Origin of the sequence: Endozoicomonas acroporae (assembly GCF_002864045.1) — a bacterium.
Classification (GTDB): Bacteria; Pseudomonadota; Gammaproteobacteria; order Pseudomonadales; family Endozoicomonadaceae; genus Endozoicomonas; species Endozoicomonas acroporae.
On sequence record NZ_PJPV01000082.1, the window covers coordinates 17,414 to 36,093 of the forward strand.

Annotated in this window: 13 protein-coding genes; 12 read left to right on the top strand and 1 reads right to left on the bottom strand. The window is 52.6% G+C overall.

Annotated elements, in window-relative coordinates; genetic code table 11:
• Nucleotides 1-371: 371 nt before the first annotated feature.
• Entirely contained in the window at nucleotides 372-2,201 is a 1,830-nt protein-coding gene (uidA, locus tag CX664_RS14455; RefSeq protein ID WP_101747427.1) for a beta-glucuronidase, read from the bottom strand.
• A gap of 418 nt (nucleotides 2,202-2,619) precedes the next feature.
• On the opposite strand from uidA, the gene uxaC reads away from it, so the two are divergent.
• The 12 genes from uxaC to CX664_RS14515 all read left to right on the top strand — a co-directional run.
• The gene (uxaC, locus tag CX664_RS14460) at nucleotides 2,620-4,053 is read left to right on the top strand and encodes a glucuronate isomerase (protein WP_101747418.1); all 1,434 of its coding nucleotides are present in this window, start codon (nucleotides 2,620-2,622) and stop codon (nucleotides 4,051-4,053) included.
• Between the two features lie 10 nt (nucleotides 4,054-4,063).
• Nucleotides 4,064-5,542 carry a mannitol dehydrogenase family protein gene (locus CX664_RS14465; protein WP_206679303.1) on the top strand — a complete coding sequence of 493 codons (1,479 nt, stop codon included), beginning with the start codon at nucleotides 4,064-4,066 and terminating at the stop codon, nucleotides 5,540-5,542.
• Nucleotides 5,543-5,585: 43 nt separating this feature from the next.
• On the top strand, nucleotides 5,586-6,782 hold the full coding sequence (gene uxuA / locus CX664_RS14470; protein ID WP_101747420.1) for a mannonate dehydratase: 1,197 nt from the start codon (nucleotides 5,586-5,588) through the stop codon (nucleotides 6,780-6,782).
• Nucleotides 6,782-7,741, top strand: a complete 960-nt coding sequence (locus CX664_RS14475) for a sugar kinase (protein WP_101747421.1) — start codon at nucleotides 6,782-6,784, stop codon at nucleotides 7,739-7,741. The genes uxuA and CX664_RS14475 overlap by 1 nt, the downstream gene beginning before the upstream one ends.
• The gene (locus tag CX664_RS14480) at nucleotides 7,735-8,409 is read left to right on the top strand and encodes a bifunctional 4-hydroxy-2-oxoglutarate aldolase/2-dehydro-3-deoxy-phosphogluconate aldolase (protein ID WP_101747422.1); all 675 of its coding nucleotides are present in this window, start codon (nucleotides 7,735-7,737) and stop codon (nucleotides 8,407-8,409) included. The genes CX664_RS14475 and CX664_RS14480 overlap by 7 nt, the downstream gene beginning before the upstream one ends.
• Before the next feature lie 32 nt (nucleotides 8,410-8,441).
• Nucleotides 8,442-9,212, top strand: coding sequence for an FCD domain-containing protein (locus tag CX664_RS14485; protein WP_101747423.1), 771 nt, complete (start codon nucleotides 8,442-8,444; stop codon nucleotides 9,210-9,212).
• A gap of 586 nt (nucleotides 9,213-9,798) precedes the next feature.
• Nucleotides 9,799-11,316 (top strand): glutathione ABC transporter substrate-binding protein, encoded by a 1,518-nt coding sequence (locus CX664_RS14490; RefSeq protein WP_101747424.1) that lies wholly within the window; start codon nucleotides 9,799-9,801, stop codon nucleotides 11,314-11,316.
• 92 nt (nucleotides 11,317-11,408) lie between these two features.
• On the top strand, nucleotides 11,409-12,335 hold the full coding sequence (gene nikB / locus CX664_RS14495; protein ID WP_101747425.1) for a nickel ABC transporter permease: 927 nt from the start codon (nucleotides 11,409-11,411) through the stop codon (nucleotides 12,333-12,335).
• Between the two features lie 12 nt (nucleotides 12,336-12,347).
• Nucleotides 12,348-13,268 (top strand): nickel transporter permease, encoded by a 921-nt coding sequence (nikC, locus tag CX664_RS14500; protein ID WP_174783913.1) that lies wholly within the window; start codon nucleotides 12,348-12,350, stop codon nucleotides 13,266-13,268.
• A 23-nt stretch (nucleotides 13,269-13,291) separates the two neighbouring features.
• Nucleotides 13,292-14,308 carry an ABC transporter ATP-binding protein gene (locus CX664_RS14505; RefSeq protein ID WP_101747426.1) on the top strand — a complete coding sequence of 339 codons (1,017 nt, stop codon included), beginning with the start codon at nucleotides 13,292-13,294 and terminating at the stop codon, nucleotides 14,306-14,308.
• 4 nt (nucleotides 14,309-14,312) lie between these two features.
• The gene (locus CX664_RS14510) at nucleotides 14,313-15,269 is read left to right on the top strand and encodes an ABC transporter ATP-binding protein (RefSeq protein WP_163370532.1); all 957 of its coding nucleotides are present in this window, start codon (nucleotides 14,313-14,315) and stop codon (nucleotides 15,267-15,269) included.
• Between the two features lie 535 nt (nucleotides 15,270-15,804).
• The coding region (locus CX664_RS14515; protein ID WP_219622203.1) for an ATP-binding protein at nucleotides 15,805-18,680 on the top strand (2,876 nt) is incomplete at its 3' end.

Below are 18,680 nucleotides of genomic sequence, written 5' to 3' on the forward strand. Positions count from 1 at the left end.
TGATTTCAGATAACGAGATAGCACCTCTGGATCAAAAGTCCGAAAAACTTCCAGTGAGAAAAACGTGAAAAGTGATCAGTCCCCGGGGAATGGCTGCCGGAGTACTATAAATGCGCTAATACCCGACAGCCCCCGTAGGCTGAGCGAAAATAGTCTGCATGGGAATGCATACCGGACCTTCAGGATGTGGAAGAACCGGTTTCTCTACGGAATTATGTGAGTTTAACAGGGGATGACGGTGGAGTCGGTTCTTATACCCAATAAGTGCATACGAACCGACCTTATAACGAGACCATTTTTACGGTTGTTTCGACATCCCCGAGATCGTTGGAACGCGCCCTTTGAATAAAAATGTCGGTAATTTTATGTCGTTACTTATCCATTGATTCTTTATAACCAAAGTCACTGATTGTATCCCAGCGACGTTTCAGGTGATGGGCCGACATCTTGGGTTGACGGGTACGGGTAAATGCCCCCTTCTTATTACCATCAACCCGGAGGAAACCTTCCCAGGTCTGGAAGTCCGCGAAGTTCCACATCTGCTCACCAACCACTGCAGAACACCCGTCAAAGGCTTCATGCTGCTGATCAAGGTACTCGCACTGGTACTCTTCAGAGAATTGCACACTGGGCAGTTTGTGGATGCCGGCAACAGTGTCCGCGCCGTACTCGGTGATGACGATTGGCTTGCCTTCATTGGCCCAGCCTGACAGCTCCTGACTAAACACCCTGGCGGCATTGCGCTGCTCCAGGCCGTTCATCATGTACCAGCCGTAATAACGGTTCAGACAGATCACATCGGCAAACTTGCTTGCACGACATATACCGTATGGTGCCATCATAAAGTTAATCAGGGTCAGCGGACGGTTCTGAGGGTCAAGCTCACGAGAATATTCAAAAATCTCTTTAAAGTAAGGCTCAGAGGCTTCCTGGGAGGTATCCGGCTCGTTAGACAGGGCCCACATGACCACGCACGCATAGTTTTTATCACGCTGGAACAGTTCACGGATGGCTTCTTTATGGGCAACCATGCCTTCTTTTTGTACTACAGGGCGGTCAAAGAACCTGGACTGGGAAGCACCACCGGCACCGGCAGACACAAAGTTCATCAAGGCATCAAACTGGCCAACCGCAGCCGTCTCATTGATGACCACCAGACCTTTGCGCTCGGCCAGCTGCATAAACTCTTCAGAGTACGGATAGTGAGAGGTGCGGATGGAGTTGGCACCGATCCAGTCGAGCAGCTCCATATCACGCAGGTTCAGCGCAGCATCGTAACCACGGCCACGGATATCGGAATCTTCGTGTTTACCAAAGCCTTTGAAATAGAAGGGCTCGTTATTGATCAGGAACTGAGTACCCTGAACTTTAACGGTACGCACACCGACGGCTTGTGGATACTGGTCAACCAATTGGCCATTGTCGTTAATGCTGACTTGCAGCGTATACAGGTAGGCATTACCCGGCTGCCACAGTTTAACGTTGTCGATCTCCAGTGAGCCCTCAGCGCCTTCACCATTGGCAACAACCTTGCCGTCCTCGTCCAGGAGTTCGACCGAAACGTCGCCGCTGCCCATCGCGCTGACCTGGTAATCCACTTTACCCAGGCTCTGGTCGAAGTCAGTGGTGACCGTGATATCATCAACACGACTCCTGGGCAGCGCCATCAGCTTAACGGCACGGTGAATACCGGCATAGTTAAAGAAGTCAAAGAACGGCTTGACCTCTTTGGTACCGTCCATATGGGTAGCAACCCTGCCAGCAGGAATGGTGGCATAGCTCAGTTCATTATTGACCACGACCACCATTTTGTTCTTTTCACCAAAACGAACAACGTCGTTCAGTTGACCGACGAAAGGCATATACCCGCCATCGTGGCTCGCGACTTCCACACCATTCACATAAACAATGGCACGGTGGGTAGCACTGCCAAAGCGGACGAATACATCACGATCCTGCCATTCTTCGGCAATGTAAAACTCAGTTTCGTACCAAACATCACCACAGTGATCACGCAGTGCCTTGTCGGTAGTGATGTCATTGTAGCTGGAGGGAACGGCCATCAACGTGGTATCAGTCAGGCCATCTTTCCAGTCGTTGGTGCGACCTTCCGTTTTCGTGTCGGCACGGAATTTCCAAATGCCGCTGATGTCGATGATGCGTCGGGTTCTGGTTTCGTGTGGGTATAAGAAAGCAGTCATTTTATGCTCCATTTAACAGCCAGTAATATTGGTTAAAACCTTTGGTACTCCGGGCTCTGATCGGTCTGAGAGTAGGAGAGTGGTAAATAGCAGTTCTTTTTGTGAAGAGTTTCAGACCAATAGGTCAAACCAAAAATCAATACCGAACCTGTTTCCTGGGATATGCTGAGTCATTTTTCTTGTTCTTGTAAGTCCAATTGCCTGTTATGCTAGAATAGAACGGCAAAAACGGTCAATACCCACGCCATAATTATCAAAACTTAACCCCAACGCACTCTGTTTTTTTGGCATTAATCAGCAAACAAGCCTCAGGTCAAATCCTTTCCAGTTTACTGCAAAATTGGTTGATCCAATTTGATCACGTCTGATATAAAAGTCCTAAATCACATTAGCAACCTGAAGGTCAGCCGGTAATACAATGTTTAACAAAACGTCCAACCAACCCTATTGGCCTCATCCGGATCGTCTTTTTTCCTCAAATACCAGCACCCGCAGTGTTGCACGTGCCCTGTATCAGGAAATAAGACACTTGCCCATTATTAGCCCCCATGGTCATACCGATCCGGCCTGGTTTACAGACAATCAGCCGTTCGGCAACCCTGCTGCACTGTTGCTTCAGCCGGATCATTATGCGTTTCGGATGTTACATAGTCAGGGTATTTCCCTGGAAAGCCTTGGTATCAAGAGTCAAGACCCGTCCATAAAGGTTGAGCAGGACCCGCGCAAAGCGTGGCAGATTTTTGCCGACAACTACTTTCTCTTCCGTGGCACCCCAACCCGTATGTGGATGGACCACGCCATGACCGAAGTGCTTGGTGTTGATCAGCCGTTAAACAGCAAAACAGCACAAGCGATTTACGATCATATTGATGCTCAGCTGAAGACCGAAGCATTTCTGCCTCGCAGCCTTTATGAGCGCTTCAATATTGACGTGCTGGCGACCACAGAAACCGCTGTTGATACGCTGCAAAGCCATCTGAAAATCAATGCCAGTGACTGGCAGGGGCGTGTGATCACGACCTTCCGCCCAGACTCGGTAACAGATCCCTATCATCCTGATTTCGCCGCCCACATGGCATTGCTGGCAGAGCAGACCGGTGAAGATGTCCATCAGTGGTCTGACTATCTGACGGCATTACGCAAACGTCGGGCGTTTTTCCAAAGCACCGGTGCTACCGCCACTGATCATAGCTATCCAACGCCTTACACCACGGTTCTATCAGAAGACACTTGTCAGTTACTTCTGACGAAAGCACTGGCCGGAGAGATTTCTGCGGAAGAAGCGCAGCAGTTCTGTGGCCATATGCTGGTTGAAATGGCCCGCATGTCACAGGAAGACGGCCTGGTGATGCAGATTCACTGCGGTGTTTACCGCAATCACAACCAAAGCCTGCTGGCACGTTTTGGTGCGGATAAAGGGGCGGATATTCCCTTGAAGGCGGAGTTTGTTCACAACCAGCGTCCGCTGTTGAATGAAGTGGGGAATGATCCGAACCTGACTATTATCCTGTTTACTCTGGACGAAGATGTCTATGCCCGCGAGCTGGCACCACTGGCGGGTCATTATCCGGCTCTGAAGCTGGGTCCCGCCTGGTGGTTCCACGACAGTCCGGAAGGCATGATGCGCTACCGTCGCATGGTGACAGAAACCGCCGGTTTCTATAACACCGTGGGTTTCAACGACGATACCCGTGCGCTCCTGAGCATCCCTGCCCGTCATGATGTTGCCCGTCGGGTGGACTGTAACTTCCTGGCATCACTGGTATGTGAGCATCGCATTACCGAAGAAGAAGCGCTGGAACTGGCTCACCAGTTAACCAGTGGATTGGCCAGGAAAGCTTACCGATTGTGAGGGGATGGAGATGATTAATAAGCAATATAACAGCGACAAAATTGCAGCCAACAGCTACGACACCTCGGAGCTGAGCGCCGGTATTGTGCATATTGGCCTCGGTGCGTTCCATCGTGCTCATCAGGCGCTTTATACCCATGAAGCGATGGCTGCCACCGGCGAGTTTCACTGGGGCATTTGTTCCGCCAATATTTTTGGTGGTCAGGAGCTGGTCGCGGACCTGCAAAGTCAGGACAACGCTTACACCGTCACGGAAATGAATCCGGATGGTTCCCGCACGGTGAAGCTGGCAACGGCTATCCGGCAATCCCTTGCTGTAGAAGACGATCGACGTCCTCTGCTGGACATTATGGGAGCTGACACTACCCGTATTGTCTCTCTGACCATTACCGAGAAAGGTTATTGTCTGAACCCCGCTACCGGCAGATTGATGCTGGATAACGCCCTGATTGCCCACGATTTGGCCAACCCGCAAAATCCGAAATCAGCCCTTGGCCTGATCGTTACGGCACTGGATCAACGTCGTGCAAAAGGCATTGCGCCCTTTACCGTTCTGAGCTGTGACAACGTGCCAGACAATGGTAAACGTGCCCGGGCAGCGGTGATCCAGATGGCAGAAGCCATGGACAAGGAGCTGGCAGGGTGGATTCGTGCAGAGGTGGCGTTCCCATGCACCATGGTCGACCGCATCGTGCCGGCGATGACAGAAGCGAGCTTTGCCGATGTTCAGGCTTATCTGGGCACTGACGACAAAGGAGCCATTGTTACCGAAGCCTATCGCCAGTGGGTGATTGAAGACCATTTCACCCTGGAGCGTCCACCCTGGGACAACGTAGACGGTGCCATGTTTGTCGCCGATGTGCAGCCTTATGAAGAGATGAAGCTGCGCATGCTCAATGGTAGCCACTCCATTCTGGCTTATCTGGGGTATCTGGCTGGTTACAAAACCATCGACGTTTGTATGCAGGATCCGCAGTTTGTCAAAGTGACCCGTCACTACATGAATAATGAAGCGGCCGCCACGCTGGAGATGCCGGAGCCTACCGACTTTGCCAGCTACGCAGAAAAGCTGATTGAACGCTTTACCAACCCGGGCCTGAAACACCAGACATGGCAAATCGCCATGGACGGTTCCCAGAAAGTGCCTCAGCGCTGGCTGAATTCTGCCAGAACCCTGCTGGCGGAAGATAAGGCATTTGCCGCCATCGCACTGGGCATTGCCGGCTGGATGCACTACGTATCGGGAACCGATGAGCAGGGCCATGACATCGATGTGCGTGACCCAATGGCAGAGCAGTTAAAGGCCACGGCAAGCCAACATCAGGAACATCCTGAACAGCAGGTAAAGGCATTCCTGGCGCTGGATGCAGTGTTTGATCCGGCCCTGGCGAAGAATGAACGATTCGTTTCGGAAGTGACTAAAGCCTACCACTCAATCCGCGAGCACGGTGCCAAACAGGCAATGGCACTGCTGGCACAAACCCTTTAACCAATGATCTATAAACGGCTTCTGCCCGGGAGAGGATAACATCATGGAACAGACATGGCGCTGGTACGGCCCTAAAGACCCGGTCACCATTCGTGACATTATGCAGACCGGAGCCACCGGTATTGTGTCGGCACTGCATCACATTGCCAACGGTGAAGTATGGAGTGTTGAGGAAATTGAAAAGCGCAAGCGGGACATTGAGTGGGATGAGGAAAAAGGCCACTCTACCGGATTGCGCTGGTCGGTGGTTGAGAGTGTGCCGGTCTCCGAAGACATCAAAAAACGGACCGGTGACTTCGAACGTCATCTGAAAAACTACGCCACGACCATTGGCAATCTGGGTGCCTGTGGCATCGATGTGGTGTGCTACAACTTTATGCCAGTGCTGGATTGGACCCGTACCGACCTTGCTTATGAAGTAAAAGACGGAAGTCGTGCGCTTCGCTTTGACCGCTACGAGTTCGCGGCGTTTGAACTGTATGTTCTGAAGCGCCCGGGGGCGGAAGTGAATTACAGCGAAGAAGAGCAGGCCAGGGCCGAAGAACGCTTTGCGACCATGACCGAAGCAGATATCGAGCGCCTGACCAAAAACCTGATTGCCGGTTTGCCCGGTGCAGAAGAAGGTTACACTCTGGAGCAGTTCCAGCAGGCACTGGACAGCTACGCGCACATTGATGCGGAAGGCCTGCGTCAGCACCTGTTTGCTTTCCTGCGTGAAATCGTACCTGCAGCGGAAGAAGCTGGCGTACGTCTGTGCATTCACCCGGATGATCCACCCTGGGCGATCCTGGGTCTGCCACGCATTGCCAGCACTGAAGACGACTATATTCGTATTACCCAGGCGGTAGATAGCATATATAACGGCATTACTTTCTGCACCGGCTCACTCAGCCCACGGGAAGACAATGATCTGCCGGGTATGGTTGAGCGTCTCGGCAGCCGTATTCACTTTGTCCACCTGCGCAGTGTGGAGCGGGAAGACGATGGCAGTTTCTATGAAGCCAACCATCTGGAAGGCATGGCTAACCTGTATGACGTGACTCGTGCACTGGTGATGGAGCAGCGTCGTCGTAAGGCTGAAGGTCGGGTAGATTTTATGATCCCCATGCGTCCTGACCACGGTCATCAGATGCTGGACGATCTTAACAAGGAAACCAACCCGGGCTACTCCTGCATTGGCCGTATGCGTGGCCTTGCCGAACTTCGTGGCCTGATGATGGGCATTGAACGGAGCCTGTAATGACCAGTCAGACAGCCCATGCTGTGCGTGTCGCCTGTATTGGTGAGTGTATGGTGGAGCTGTCACCCGCAGAGAATGGCCTGTTCAAACAGGCCTTTGCCGGTGACACGCTCAATACCGCTATCTATATAGCCCGAACCGCAGCACACGCGATTGATACCAGCTATATCACCGCCATTGGCAAAGATAGCTTCAGTGATCGCATGATTGATTTTTTTCAGAGTGAGAATATCAATTGCCAATGGATTTCACGGCTACCCGAAAAAGTACCGGGCCTGTACGCCATTGAACTGGACGCCTATGGAGAGCGCAGTTTCAGTTACTGGAGAAGTGATTCTGCTGCCAGGGCTTTATTCAGCCATGGTCTTACACCGGCCCAGCGTTCTGAACTGGCGGAATCATTCGACCTCTACTATCTGTCGGGTATCAGTCTGGCTATTTTGGATGAAGGCAGCCGGGAACTGCTGAAAAAAACCCTGACCAGAGCCAGAGAGCGAGGCGCAAAGGTCGCTTTCGACAGCAACTATCGGCCACGTCTCTGGTCGTCCAGGGAGCAGGCTCAGTCAGTGACCAGCGAGTTTCTTGCGTTAACCGATATCGCGCTGGTTACCTTTGATGACGAGCAGGCACTGTTTGGTGATCAGTCTATTACCGACACCATGAATCGACTGTCTGCTATTCCTGAAGTGGTGATTAAACAGGGTGGTGATGGCTGCAGCATCATGGTTAACCAGGCATTGTCTTTTGTACCTGCCTCAGTTGTCCGTCAGATCGTAGATACTACGTCTGCCGGTGACTCCTTCAATGGTGGTTATCTTGCCCGCAGAATGTCAGGTGATGCACCGGAAGCCGCCGCCGCTTTTGCCCACCGTCTGGCGGCAAGTGTCATACAGTACAAAGGCGCTATCATCCCCACATCTGTTACCTCCCGATTAATGGAACAAACACAGCCATGTTAACCGCCCGTGATGTTTTAAACCGTGCTTTTCCCGTCATGCCTGTGATGGTGATCGATACCATTGACCAGGCCCTGCCCATGGCCAGGGCCCTGTACGATGGCGGTATCTCGGTATTTGAGGTGACCCTGCGCAGCGAGTGTGCCGTTGCTGCGATTCAACGGATTAAACAGGAGATGCCTGACTGTCTGGTGGGTGCCGGTACGGTGGTGAACCCGGAACAATTACTGGCGGTTCATCAGGCCGGTGCCGATTTTGTTATTTCTCCGGGTGCGACCCCTGCGCTTCTTAAGGCGTCCAGAGAGCAAAATATCCTGTTATTGCCGGGTGTATCTTCTCCGTCAGAGGTTATGCAGGCCCTTGATTATGGGTTTGATGTATTGAAGTTGTTCCCGGCAGAAGTCGCAGGCGGGCAATCTATGTTAAAATTTCTGGCTGGCCCGTTTCCTCAGGTGACCTTTTGTCCTACCGGGGGCATTAATCCGGAAAACTACCAGGATTATCTGGCACTGGATAATGTTCTGTGCGTAGGTGGTTCCTGGCTGGTACCTGAATCGGTGGTTGAAAGTGGCAACTGGAGCGAAATAACGTTTTTAGCTAAACAGTTAGCTCAACAGTTGGCACGCCGATTCCCTGCCGCAATACTTCTCGGGTATTGCGGTATAAAATAAACCAACAGACTCAAAAAGTGGCACAAAACCCAATGCTTGTCCTGTCAGAACCCAAGCGGCTATATCAGAAAATTGGACGTGATATCCGCCAGCAGATTATTGATGGTGTCTACGCGGTAGGCAGCCGCCTGCCGGCTGAACGGGATATTGCAACCACGCTCAATGTCAGCCGCACTATTGTACGTGAAGCGCTGATTATGCTCGAACTGGAAGGCCTGATTGAAGTGCGTAAAGGCTCAGGCATTCATGTTATCGCCAGTGAACGTAACCCGCCTGCCTCCGCATCCGATGATCACGATCTCGTCAGTGCCAATGACGTTGGCCCATTTGAGTTACTGCAGGCAAGGCAACTGATCGAAAGCCATGTGGCTGCATTTGCGGCAACCCAGCTGAATAAGTCCAACCTGCAAAACATGAAAGCGGCTCTCGAACTGGAGAAAAAGGAAATTCGCCAGGGCATTAACAGTGGCAAGGGTGACGAGCTGTTTCATATTGCCGTGGCGGAAGCCACCCAGAACAGTGTACTGGTGACCTTAACTCAGCAACTGTGGGACATCCGCAAAAACAGCGCCATGTGGAAACGTCTCCATGAATGGATTGACAAGGTAGACTATCTTGAAGAGTGGGTGAGCGATCATGAAAGGATTATTGAGGCTTTATCCCAGCGCAAATCGGAAGCGGCACGGGATGCCATGTGGCAACATCTTGAGAATGTAAAAACCACGCTCCTGAGGGTTTCTGACAATACTGAAGACTCTTTTGACCGCTTTTTGTTTGACTACAGTCCGTCCGTGATTTCTTAGGAATTGCCCCGGAATAATTTGCACATCTCTGAGCTTCAAAACTACGTTCGTCCTGAGCCTGTCGAAGGTCGTGAACTCCGGCCTCATGTATTGTGCCAATCACCCTTCGACAAGCTCAGGATGAACGGAGATCGAGTTTAAAATGTCGAAATTATTTCGGGACAATTCCTTAACGAAGACACAAAGGTTTTCCCGGGTTTGCCTGAGCTACGCTCAGCAAACAAAAAAGATTTCCTTTGTGCCTTCGTCTCTTTGTGGTTCAAGGCTTTTATAACTTTTGCAATTCTCTCCGCTTGGGAATGCACACCGAACCTCTCAGCAAATGGCTGCCGAAAGAAAGCCCCTGATCAAGACAAACATCTGATTTAAATCAATATTAAGAAAAAAATCTTATTTTATACTCGCCGGGCGGTATTTTTTCTTGAATTTTCTTTATAAGCAGTCGTGTAGGTATATCGGCAATTCTTGAATGGCTACTGATAAAGCCCAGGAGCCCGGCAACACGACGACTGGCGTATAAGCATGCACCAGGCTTATATAGTTAGTAGTTCCATATCATAAATTAGAAATATTGATGGGCTTAGTGATGATAAAAGCAGTAAAGGCTGCCATAGCCGTCGGCATGGCAGTTGTCCTTTCCGCCTGCGGGGGAGCAGAAGAAGCGGTCAAGATGAAAGACACCCTGGTGGTTGGCCAGGGTGCGGATGCCAAAACCCTTGACCCCCATGCCACCAATGACCAGCCTTCTTCCCGGGTGGCGGTTCAGATTTACAGCCAGCTGGTTGAGACAGACAAGGACATGAATATCGTGCCTGGTCTGGCTGAATCCTGGAAAAGTCTGGATGACAGAACCACCCAGTTTACGCTGAGGAAAGGTGTCAAATTCCATAATGGTGAAGAACTGAAGGCATCTGACGTTAAATTCACACTGGAAGCCATGATCGCTTCGCCAACGGTGGCTCATATCGTCAACTCCATCAGCACGGTAGAAGTGGTTGATGACTACACGGTGAACGTCATCACCAAAGAGCCTTTTGGTCCTCTGCTTTATCATCTCACGCACACTGCTGCGTCCATTCTGAATGAGAAAGCCGTTAAAGCGGCGGGTGACAGCTATGGCCAGAAACCAGTGGGAACCGGCCCATACCAGTTTGTTGACTGGGCTGTGGGTGATCGCATCACGCTGAAAGCCTTCGATCATTACTACGGTGGCAAACAGGAAATTCCTAACGTTGTCTTCCGTAATATTCCAGAAGGCACTAACCGTGCCATCGCCTTGGAAACCGGCGAAATCGATATCGGTTATGACCTTGAACCTATCGACAAAGACACGGTTCGCAGTAAGGACAACCTGACACTGGTGGAAGAAGAGTCGTTCTCTGTTGCCTACCTGGGCTTCAACACCAAAAAAGCGCCCTACGACAATGTGAAAGTACGTCAGGCGATTTCTTATGCCATCAATGCGGATGACATCGTCGAAGCGGTACTGATGGGTGCCGGTTCCCCGTCAAGCTCACCGATTGGTCCCAAGGTATTTGGATTCAACCCGAATATCGAAAGATACCAGCAGAACTTCGATAAAGCCCGTGAGCTTCTGACAGAAGCGGGTTATGCCGACGGTTTCAAAACCTCTATCTGGACCAACGACAATCCTACCCGTGTCCAGATCGCCCAGGTTCTGCAGGCTCAGCTGCGTCAGGTCGGTATCGATATGTCCATCGAAGTGGTTGAGTGGGGCGCATTCCTGGATGGTACCTCCCGTGGTGACCACGATATGTTCATTATGGGCTGGGTAACCGTGACCGGCGATGCTGACTATGGCCTCTATGCACTGTTCAACTCCGCTACCCACGGCGGTGCCGGTAACCGTTCGTTCTACAGCAATGCAGAGGTGGACCAGCTGCTGAATCAGGCCCGTACTTCCACTGACGCTGGTGAACGAAAAGAGCTGTACGGCAAGATTCAGGTAATTCTGCAAAACGAAGTGCCAACATTCTCCATCTATGATCAGTACCAGAACATTGGTATCCAGAAGAATGTGCTTGGCTTCAGCATGGCACCTGCGGGCCACCACAAAATCAGAGGTGTCCGCTTCCAGGGCTAATTTGAGTCTGACCATCACGCTGCCCTGTGCAACGTGACTTTCTGCCCATCAACGCTCTTTACCGATGGGCTCAGCCCCTTATCAGGTGAACCATGCATAGATTTATACTCAAAAGGCTATTGCTGCTGATACCCGTGTTGCTGGGTGTTTCCCTGCTGGTATTTGCCATCATGTCCTTCACCCCCGGCGATCCGGCACAATTGATTCTCGGGGAAAATGCACCGCCTGAAGCAGTGGCCGAATTGCGGGAAGAAATGGGGCTAAATGATCCGTTTTTGCTGCGTTATGCCCGCTTTGTCGGGAATGCGGCGACGGGTGACCTGGGCCAGTCCTACACCAGTGGCCGAGATGTATTTGATGAAATTTTTTCCCGATTCCCTAACACGCTGATTCTTGCAGCGCTGGGTGTAGTGATTGCAGTGATTATTGGTATCCCCATCGGGATCATCTCTGCTACACGACAGTATTCAATGATTGACAGTGGTTCGATGTTTTTCGCCCTGCTGGGTGTCTCCATGCCCAACTTCTGGCTGGGTTTGATGATGATTCTGCTGTTCTCCGTCAACCTCGGCTGGGTGCCCTCCGGTGGCTATTCCAGCTGGAGTTCGCTGATCATGCCCGCTATCACACTGGGCACCGGTTCTGCCGCCATTATTACCCGGATGACCCGTTCTTCCATGCTGGAAGTCATCCGTCAGGATTACATCCGTACCGCCCGCGCCAAAGGTGTGGCTGAGAATGTGGTGATTAACCGCCATGCCCTGAAAAATGCCCTGATCCCGGTGATCACCGTGATCGGTTTGCAGTTTGGTATGTTGCTCGGTGGTGCGGTACTGACCGAGACCGTGTTCTCCTGGCCAGGTGTTGGCCGGATGATGGTGGACGCGATTCGCCAGAAAGATGCGCCAACCGTTCTGGGTACCGTGGTATTCCTTGCCACCACGTTCAGTCTGGTCAACCTGCTGGTGGATCTGCTGTACGGTTTTGTTGACCCTCGTATCAAATCCCAGTACGCCTAAGGAGCAAGAATCATGTCTCAGGAAATGACGCTGGATCCAGCACAGGGTCAGCTGGATAAGAGCCCGGCAAAAGGGGCACCGAAGAAACGCAGCCAGTGGTTAGAAGTCTGGCATCGTCTAAAGCGTGACAAAATGGCCATGCTGGGTCTGTTGATCATCACCCTGGTGGTGCTGGCGGCCATCTTTGCCGATGTGATTGCCGACTATGAGACGGTGGTCATTGCCCAGAATCTTTCTGATCGTCTGCAGGGGCCCAGTGCCCAGTACTGGCTGGGAACCGATGAGTTTGGCCGGGATATTTTTGCCCGGATCATTCACGGCACCCGGGTCTCTCTGATGGTAGGGGTACTCTCTGTGGCCATCGCCATTGTCATGGGCGGCGGACTCGGTGCGGTGGCCGGTTACTACGGCGGCAAGATTGATAACGTCATCATGCGGGTGATGGATATCTTCCTGGCCGTGCCCAGTATTCTGTTGGCCATTGCCATTGTTTCCGCGCTCGGGGCCAACCTGATGAACCTGATGCTGGCCATCGCGATTTCCAGCGTCCCTACCTACGCACGTGTGGTGCGTGCATCTGTGCTGACCATTCGTGACCAGGAATTTATCGAAGCCGCCCGGGCTATTGGTGCCAGTGACCTGCGGATTATTTTCCGCCATATCATTCCTAACTGTCTGTCACCGGTCATTGTACAGGGTGCGCTGGGGGTGGCGGGAGCTATTTTGTCCACAGCGGGTTTGAGCTTTATTGGTCTTGGTATTCAGCCACCCGAACCGGAGTGGGGGGCAATGCTTGCCGGTGGTCGTCAGTATCTGCGCCATGCATGGCATGTGACGACCTTCCCGGGTCTGACCATTATGATCACGATTCTTGCCCTGAACCTGCTGGGTGATGGTCTTCGTGATGCCCTTGATCCACGACTGAAACATTAACAGGCCCTAGTTAGAGAAATGCTATGACAGAACAAGCAAACACACAGGATCTGTTGTCTATAGAGGACCTCAGCATCGTGTATGAAGTGGATGGTGAAACCACCTACGCGGTCAACGGCTTGAATATCACCCTGAAGCGGGGGGAAACCCTTGGCTTGATCGGAGAAACCGGTGCCGGCAAAACGACAACCGCCCTTGGTATTATGGGTCTGGTGCCTAACCCTCCCGGCCGGGTTGTCAGTGGTAAAGTGGTCTTTGATGGTGAAGACCTGCTGCAAATGCCAAAAGAGAAAATGCGTGGCGTTCGGGGTAATCGGATTTCCATGATTTTCCAGGATCCCATGACCTCTCTGAACCCGGTGATGACGGTCGGGGAGCAAATCGCCGAAGTGATCCTTATCCACGAAGGCGTCAGCAAAAAAGCGTCTTTCCAGAAAGCTGGCGAGATGCTGGAGATGGTGGGCATTCCGGCGGTCCGGGCGGGGGACTTTCCGCACCAGTTTTCCGGCGGTATGAAACAACGGGTAGTGATTGCCATTGCTCTTGCCTGTAACCCGGATCTGCTGATCGCTGATGAGCCCACCACGGCACTGGATGTCACCATTCAGGCCCAGGTACTGGATCTCATGAAAGATCTGAAAAGCCGTTACAACACCGCGATGATTCTGATCACCCACGACCTGGGGGTGGTTGCCCAAGTGTGCGACAAAGTGGCGATTATGTACGCCGGTGAAGTGGTGGAGAGTGGTGATATTCGTGATGTCTATGAAAATACCAAACACCCTTACACCAGGGGGCTGTTTGGTTCGATTCCCGATCTCGATCACTCGGTTGGACGACTGAACCCCATTAAAGGCATGATGCCGGACCCGACAGACCCACCGTCCGGTTGCAAGTTCCATCCCCGTTGTCCGGATGCCACAGCAACCTGTGCGGCATCAGAACCGGCACCGGTTTTGACCGAAACCGGCCATGTTGCCCGCTGTCTTATGTTGCAGTCGATGGTAGAGCCAACAGACGTTAACAGGGTGCAGGGGTAAGGTTATGTCAGACACTATTCTGGAAGTCAGAGACCTCAAAAAATATTTCCCGACCCCCAAAGGCACGCTGCATGCGGTGGATGGCGTTAACTTTGCCATCAACAAAGGGAAAACCCTGGGCATTGTCGGTGAGTCCGGCTGCGGTAAGTCCACCACCGGCCGGGTCATCCTGCGGTTGCTGGAAGCCACCGATGGCGACATCCTGTTTGAAGGACAGAATATTCGCCACTTCAACAAAGATCAGATGCGACGACTGCGTGAAGATATGCAGATTATCTTCCAGGATCCTTTTGCCTCTTTGAACCCCCGGATGACCGCCAGTGAAATCATTGGTGAACCGCTGCTGATTCACAATAAAGTGAAGAATAAGCAGGAGCTGACTGAACGTGTCGCTGAATTAATGGAGCTGGTTGGCCTTAGCCCTCGACTGGTCAACACTTATCCCCATGAGCTGGACGGTGGTAGACGGCAGCGTATTGGTATAGCCCGTGCGCTTGCGCTGAAACCAAAGTTCATTATCTGTGATGAGCCGGTATCGGCGCTGGATGTATCCATTCAGGCGCAGATTCTGAACCTGATGCAGGATCTGCAGGAGCAGCTTGGACTCACTTATATCTTCATTACTCACGATTTATCAGTGGTTAAGCATTTCTCCGATGAAATCGCGGTTATGTACCTGGGGCAGCTGATTGAGAAAGCACCGGCAAGGGACTTGTTCAGCAACCCGACTCACCCTTATACCAGGGCCTTGCTATCGGCTATTCCTTCGATTCATCTGGACCATAAGATGGAACGTGAGGTGCTGCAGGGCGAAATTACCTCACCCATCAACCCGGCACCTGGCTGTCGCTTTGCGCCCCGTTGCAAGTATGCAGCACCGGAGTGCACCTCCAGAGAGATTCACCTTAACGAGATCAATGATGGGCACTTTGTTGCCTGTGCCATGGCTGGGAAAGGTTGACCCTCTTGAAATTTATGAGGTGATACTAGTACATGGTTTCAATGAGTTTGACGTGTACGATCTCCGTTCACCCTGAGCGGAGTCGAAGGGTGCTTGGCACGATCTATCAGAGTCCGGAGTTTCCGCCCTTCGACAGGCTCAGGACGAACGGAGTGCGGAGGCACGACCACCCATCAAATCCATTGAAACCATGTACCAGGGTCTGTTGACGTTTCGTTGCGAGCTCAGTACACAACGAATCGTCAACAGACCCTGAGCAGACTGTATTAAAGCACTGAAAAAGATTCCGGATAACTTCAACTTGAAAGGAACGTTCTTATTATTTTGTTGTCCAAAATGCCCTGACACTGGCATTCATAAATCAGGCATGGATGATCAAATGGACAAAACAACAAATGAAGTTATCAATTATCACTCCTTGCCAAGTCAAACAGTAACCCACTCTTTACCACACCAGGAGGGAAACATAAGGAAAATATCGGACTTCTCCGATGGACAGGCAAAGCTTCAGCAATCTTCAGCACAGCGATCAAGATTGATAGAACCTCAAAAAGTCACAACGCCTGATTTAGAACAAAGGCCTGCCACTGCCTGTCAAGTTACCTCTCACTTTCCAAGCGCTCACTCCACCGCCCGCTCAACGGATCAGGAAGCGGCCCATCAGAGCCTGAGCACCGGTGAGTTCTATTTTGCCAATACTCCGTTAACCCAACAGCGAATTATTGATCAATTACGCCATGAACAGCCTGCAACGTATTGCATTCGCGCGCTGGCTGATCTGGAAAAACAGGGCCTGATGCAACAAACCTGGCTTGAGGGCGGCCAATTACAACAAGCAGAAGGCCGACTGTTTACGGATGAGCCGATGACCCTGGTGTTTGACCTGACCTCCATGACACCCGGTGATATCGCCAGCTTTAATGACCTTCTTCAGGTGGGCCCCAAATGTAACGATAAACCACTGGGCGACCACATCCGGCGGGTATTTCTGGTCAACCACGGGATGCTGGACGGAAGTAAGCCTGCCAACCCCGACCTCTGGCGCAGATTGGGGCAAATGCCGGAAAAGACCCTATCAGAAGCCGACTGCAATATTGCCGATTCGGTGACCGATGAAACCTTGCTGGCCCAAAAAACCACGGAAGATATCCCGGCCAATGCCCCCCGCGTCACCATCAACTTTGCCACCACCGACCACTGGTACCGCCGACTGTTCGGTGGTATCACCCTCAATGCCCGGGGGCAGCTGGTTTTTTCTGACGGGGCCCTGGCCAACCTGAAAGAGAACACCCACCTGGTGCTTAACAACGCACCATGGGAAAACACTGGCTTTCAGACAGCCCTGGCAACGGCCATACGGGTTGGCGGATTTACCGCCAACCGGCAATGGGTCAGGCTGCCTGAGCAGATATCCCTGTCCGTAGCCCATGTCTGTGCCACCGAACTCAACGCCCGGAAAGATCAGACGATCAGCGACAGCATCGTTTTTTGTCCCCAAAGCCCGTTTGTGGTGATAAACGGCAGCTCAATCGAGCGTCTCAAAGGCCATGTGATGGTAGAGGGCACTGCCGTTGTGCAAACGGATATGCTCGCTAATCTGCTGCAAGGTTGCAGCCAACTGGTGCTTACTGGCGAGCTGGATGACAAACAGTGGTTATGGTTATTGTGCCGACTGGAGGAATTACCGGCGAGTAAAAGACCACAGTTGTTTGCCAAGTTGCCAACCGATTTGTTGCTCCCTGCAAGGGCTGGCGACTGTCCAACCACGGGAGCCTGCAACCCACACTGCGCCACTTTCACCTATCAGATTAACCCCGGGGATACCCTGGAATCCCTGCAACAGGTCAACCTCACCAGCCAGAGCCGTTTCACTTTTTCCCTGACCAACAGCCGACTGCTGGATGCCCTGGTCAATGGGACGCCAACGACCCTTTATGGTCTGGAGCGCAACCCGGAATTGGCTGCCAACCTGGAAACCCTGTTATTGCCCGACCCTTACCTGTTTATTCATGGGCATAAGATGGATCTGCCAAAGGCACAGGTCACCTTCATGCCTCCCCCGGGGCAGCAAACCACCGGCTCAGCATTGATCAACGCCCTGCTCAACGTTTCCGACAGCCAACCACCTGCACCGGAAAACCCGGTCTACTCCCTGCTGATGTCACTGCCCCAATCCTGTCAAAAGCGCTATCCGGACAGGCCGCCCTGGACCGGGGAGGATTTTCAGTATCGGTTTGAGCAACAGGCCGAGGCAGAACGCCTGCTGGACGGTAGCCCCGGGCTTCTGCCCTGCCATCAACGCCGAGCCTTGCATGTGCTGTTGGCCAAGGCGTATCGTGGCGATCCGGAGATTTACAGCTTCATCAAGGCGAAAATTGCCGGTTATTATCCGGATCAGCCCACTGACAACCGTGCCGACCGATCCGCCCTGGAGCACTGGCTGGCCCGACACCCGGCCCCGGAGCTCAGGGACATCAAGGCCGATTTCTGGTCGCTGGCCCGGCACTGTCCGGCCACGGTTCACCAGGACAGCAAAGAATCGGATGACATAAATAACAACTCGGTGAAAGAGCTCGCCACTTATGTGGTCGCCGCTGCGCGCCGCGCACGGCAGCGGCCCCTGGCACAGCGATTGGGTGTGGATCTTCGGCTGGCCCGGGAAAAAAGCTTTTTTGATGGAAACCTGCGCTCAACCTTAAAAGATACCCTGATCGCTCACCGGGCATCACTCAGGCAGGGCACCATCATCAGCCAAACAGTCGGGACGCTGGAGAGCCAGATTGCCGCCATTCTGAATCAGGCTGATCAACAGAAATCACAACAGATCCGGGAGTTACTGGCCACCCACTTTATTGATGATCAGTTACCAGGGCCGTGCCAGGATCTGCCCGATGCCCTTCTTGCCCGACAGCGCCATCACTGGTCCCGGCAGGAGCGGCGTCTGATGCATTTGGCCAGGAGGGTCCGGAAGCATCCCGTGGTGTTCCTGCAGGGTGAGGCCGGAGTCGGCAAGACCTTTATGGCCAGAGCCATTGCGGCCAGGGCTGGTTATCCAGACTGTCAGGTGCTTCAGCTTGGGCCCAACCACACCTCAGAAGCCCTGTTTGGTGGACCGCAGCTGGTGAGTTATTCAGTGGGCAATGGGGCGGAGGACCATGGCACCGAATTTTGTGAAGGGCCACTGCTGCTGTGGGCATTATCGAAAGATCCGCCCCTGCTGGTGCTCGATGAAGCCAACCTGGTGCCAGAGGGTCTGCTTGCCCCCCTGGGCGGTTTAACCCGGCAGCCGCCGGTGCTCCATTATCAGGGCCGGGAGTACGAACTGAACGACCGGCACCGGATTATTCTTACCGGCAATCCGGATCATTATTTGGGACGGCACCTGGATAACACGCTGAAATCACGGATTCC

Coding starts and splice junctions, on each gene's coding strand:
- uidA (WP_101747427.1), bottom strand. CDS start 2,201: ATGACTGCTTTCTTATACCCACACGAAACCAGAACCCGACGCATCATC.
- CX664_RS14505 (WP_101747426.1), top strand. CDS start 13,292: ATGACAGAACAAGCAAACACACAGGATCTGTTGTCTATAGAGGACCTC.
- uxuA (WP_101747420.1), top strand. CDS start 5,586: ATGGAACAGACATGGCGCTGGTACGGCCCTAAAGACCCGGTCACCATT.
- uxaC (WP_101747418.1), top strand. CDS start 2,620: ATGTTTAACAAAACGTCCAACCAACCCTATTGGCCTCATCCGGATCGT.
- nikB (WP_101747425.1), top strand. CDS start 11,409: ATGCATAGATTTATACTCAAAAGGCTATTGCTGCTGATACCCGTGTTG.
- CX664_RS14510 (WP_163370532.1), top strand. CDS start 14,313: ATGTCAGACACTATTCTGGAAGTCAGAGACCTCAAAAAATATTTCCCG.
- CX664_RS14485 (WP_101747423.1), top strand. CDS start 8,442: ATGCTTGTCCTGTCAGAACCCAAGCGGCTATATCAGAAAATTGGACGT.
- nikC (WP_174783913.1), top strand. CDS start 12,348: ATGTCTCAGGAAATGACGCTGGATCCAGCACAGGGTCAGCTGGATAAG.
- CX664_RS14490 (WP_101747424.1), top strand. CDS start 9,799: ATGATAAAAGCAGTAAAGGCTGCCATAGCCGTCGGCATGGCAGTTGTC.
- CX664_RS14475 (WP_101747421.1), top strand. CDS start 6,782: ATGACCAGTCAGACAGCCCATGCTGTGCGTGTCGCCTGTATTGGTGAG.
- CX664_RS14465 (WP_206679303.1), top strand. CDS start 4,064: ATGATTAATAAGCAATATAACAGCGACAAAATTGCAGCCAACAGCTAC.
- CX664_RS14480 (WP_101747422.1), top strand. CDS start 7,735: ATGTTAACCGCCCGTGATGTTTTAAACCGTGCTTTTCCCGTCATGCCT.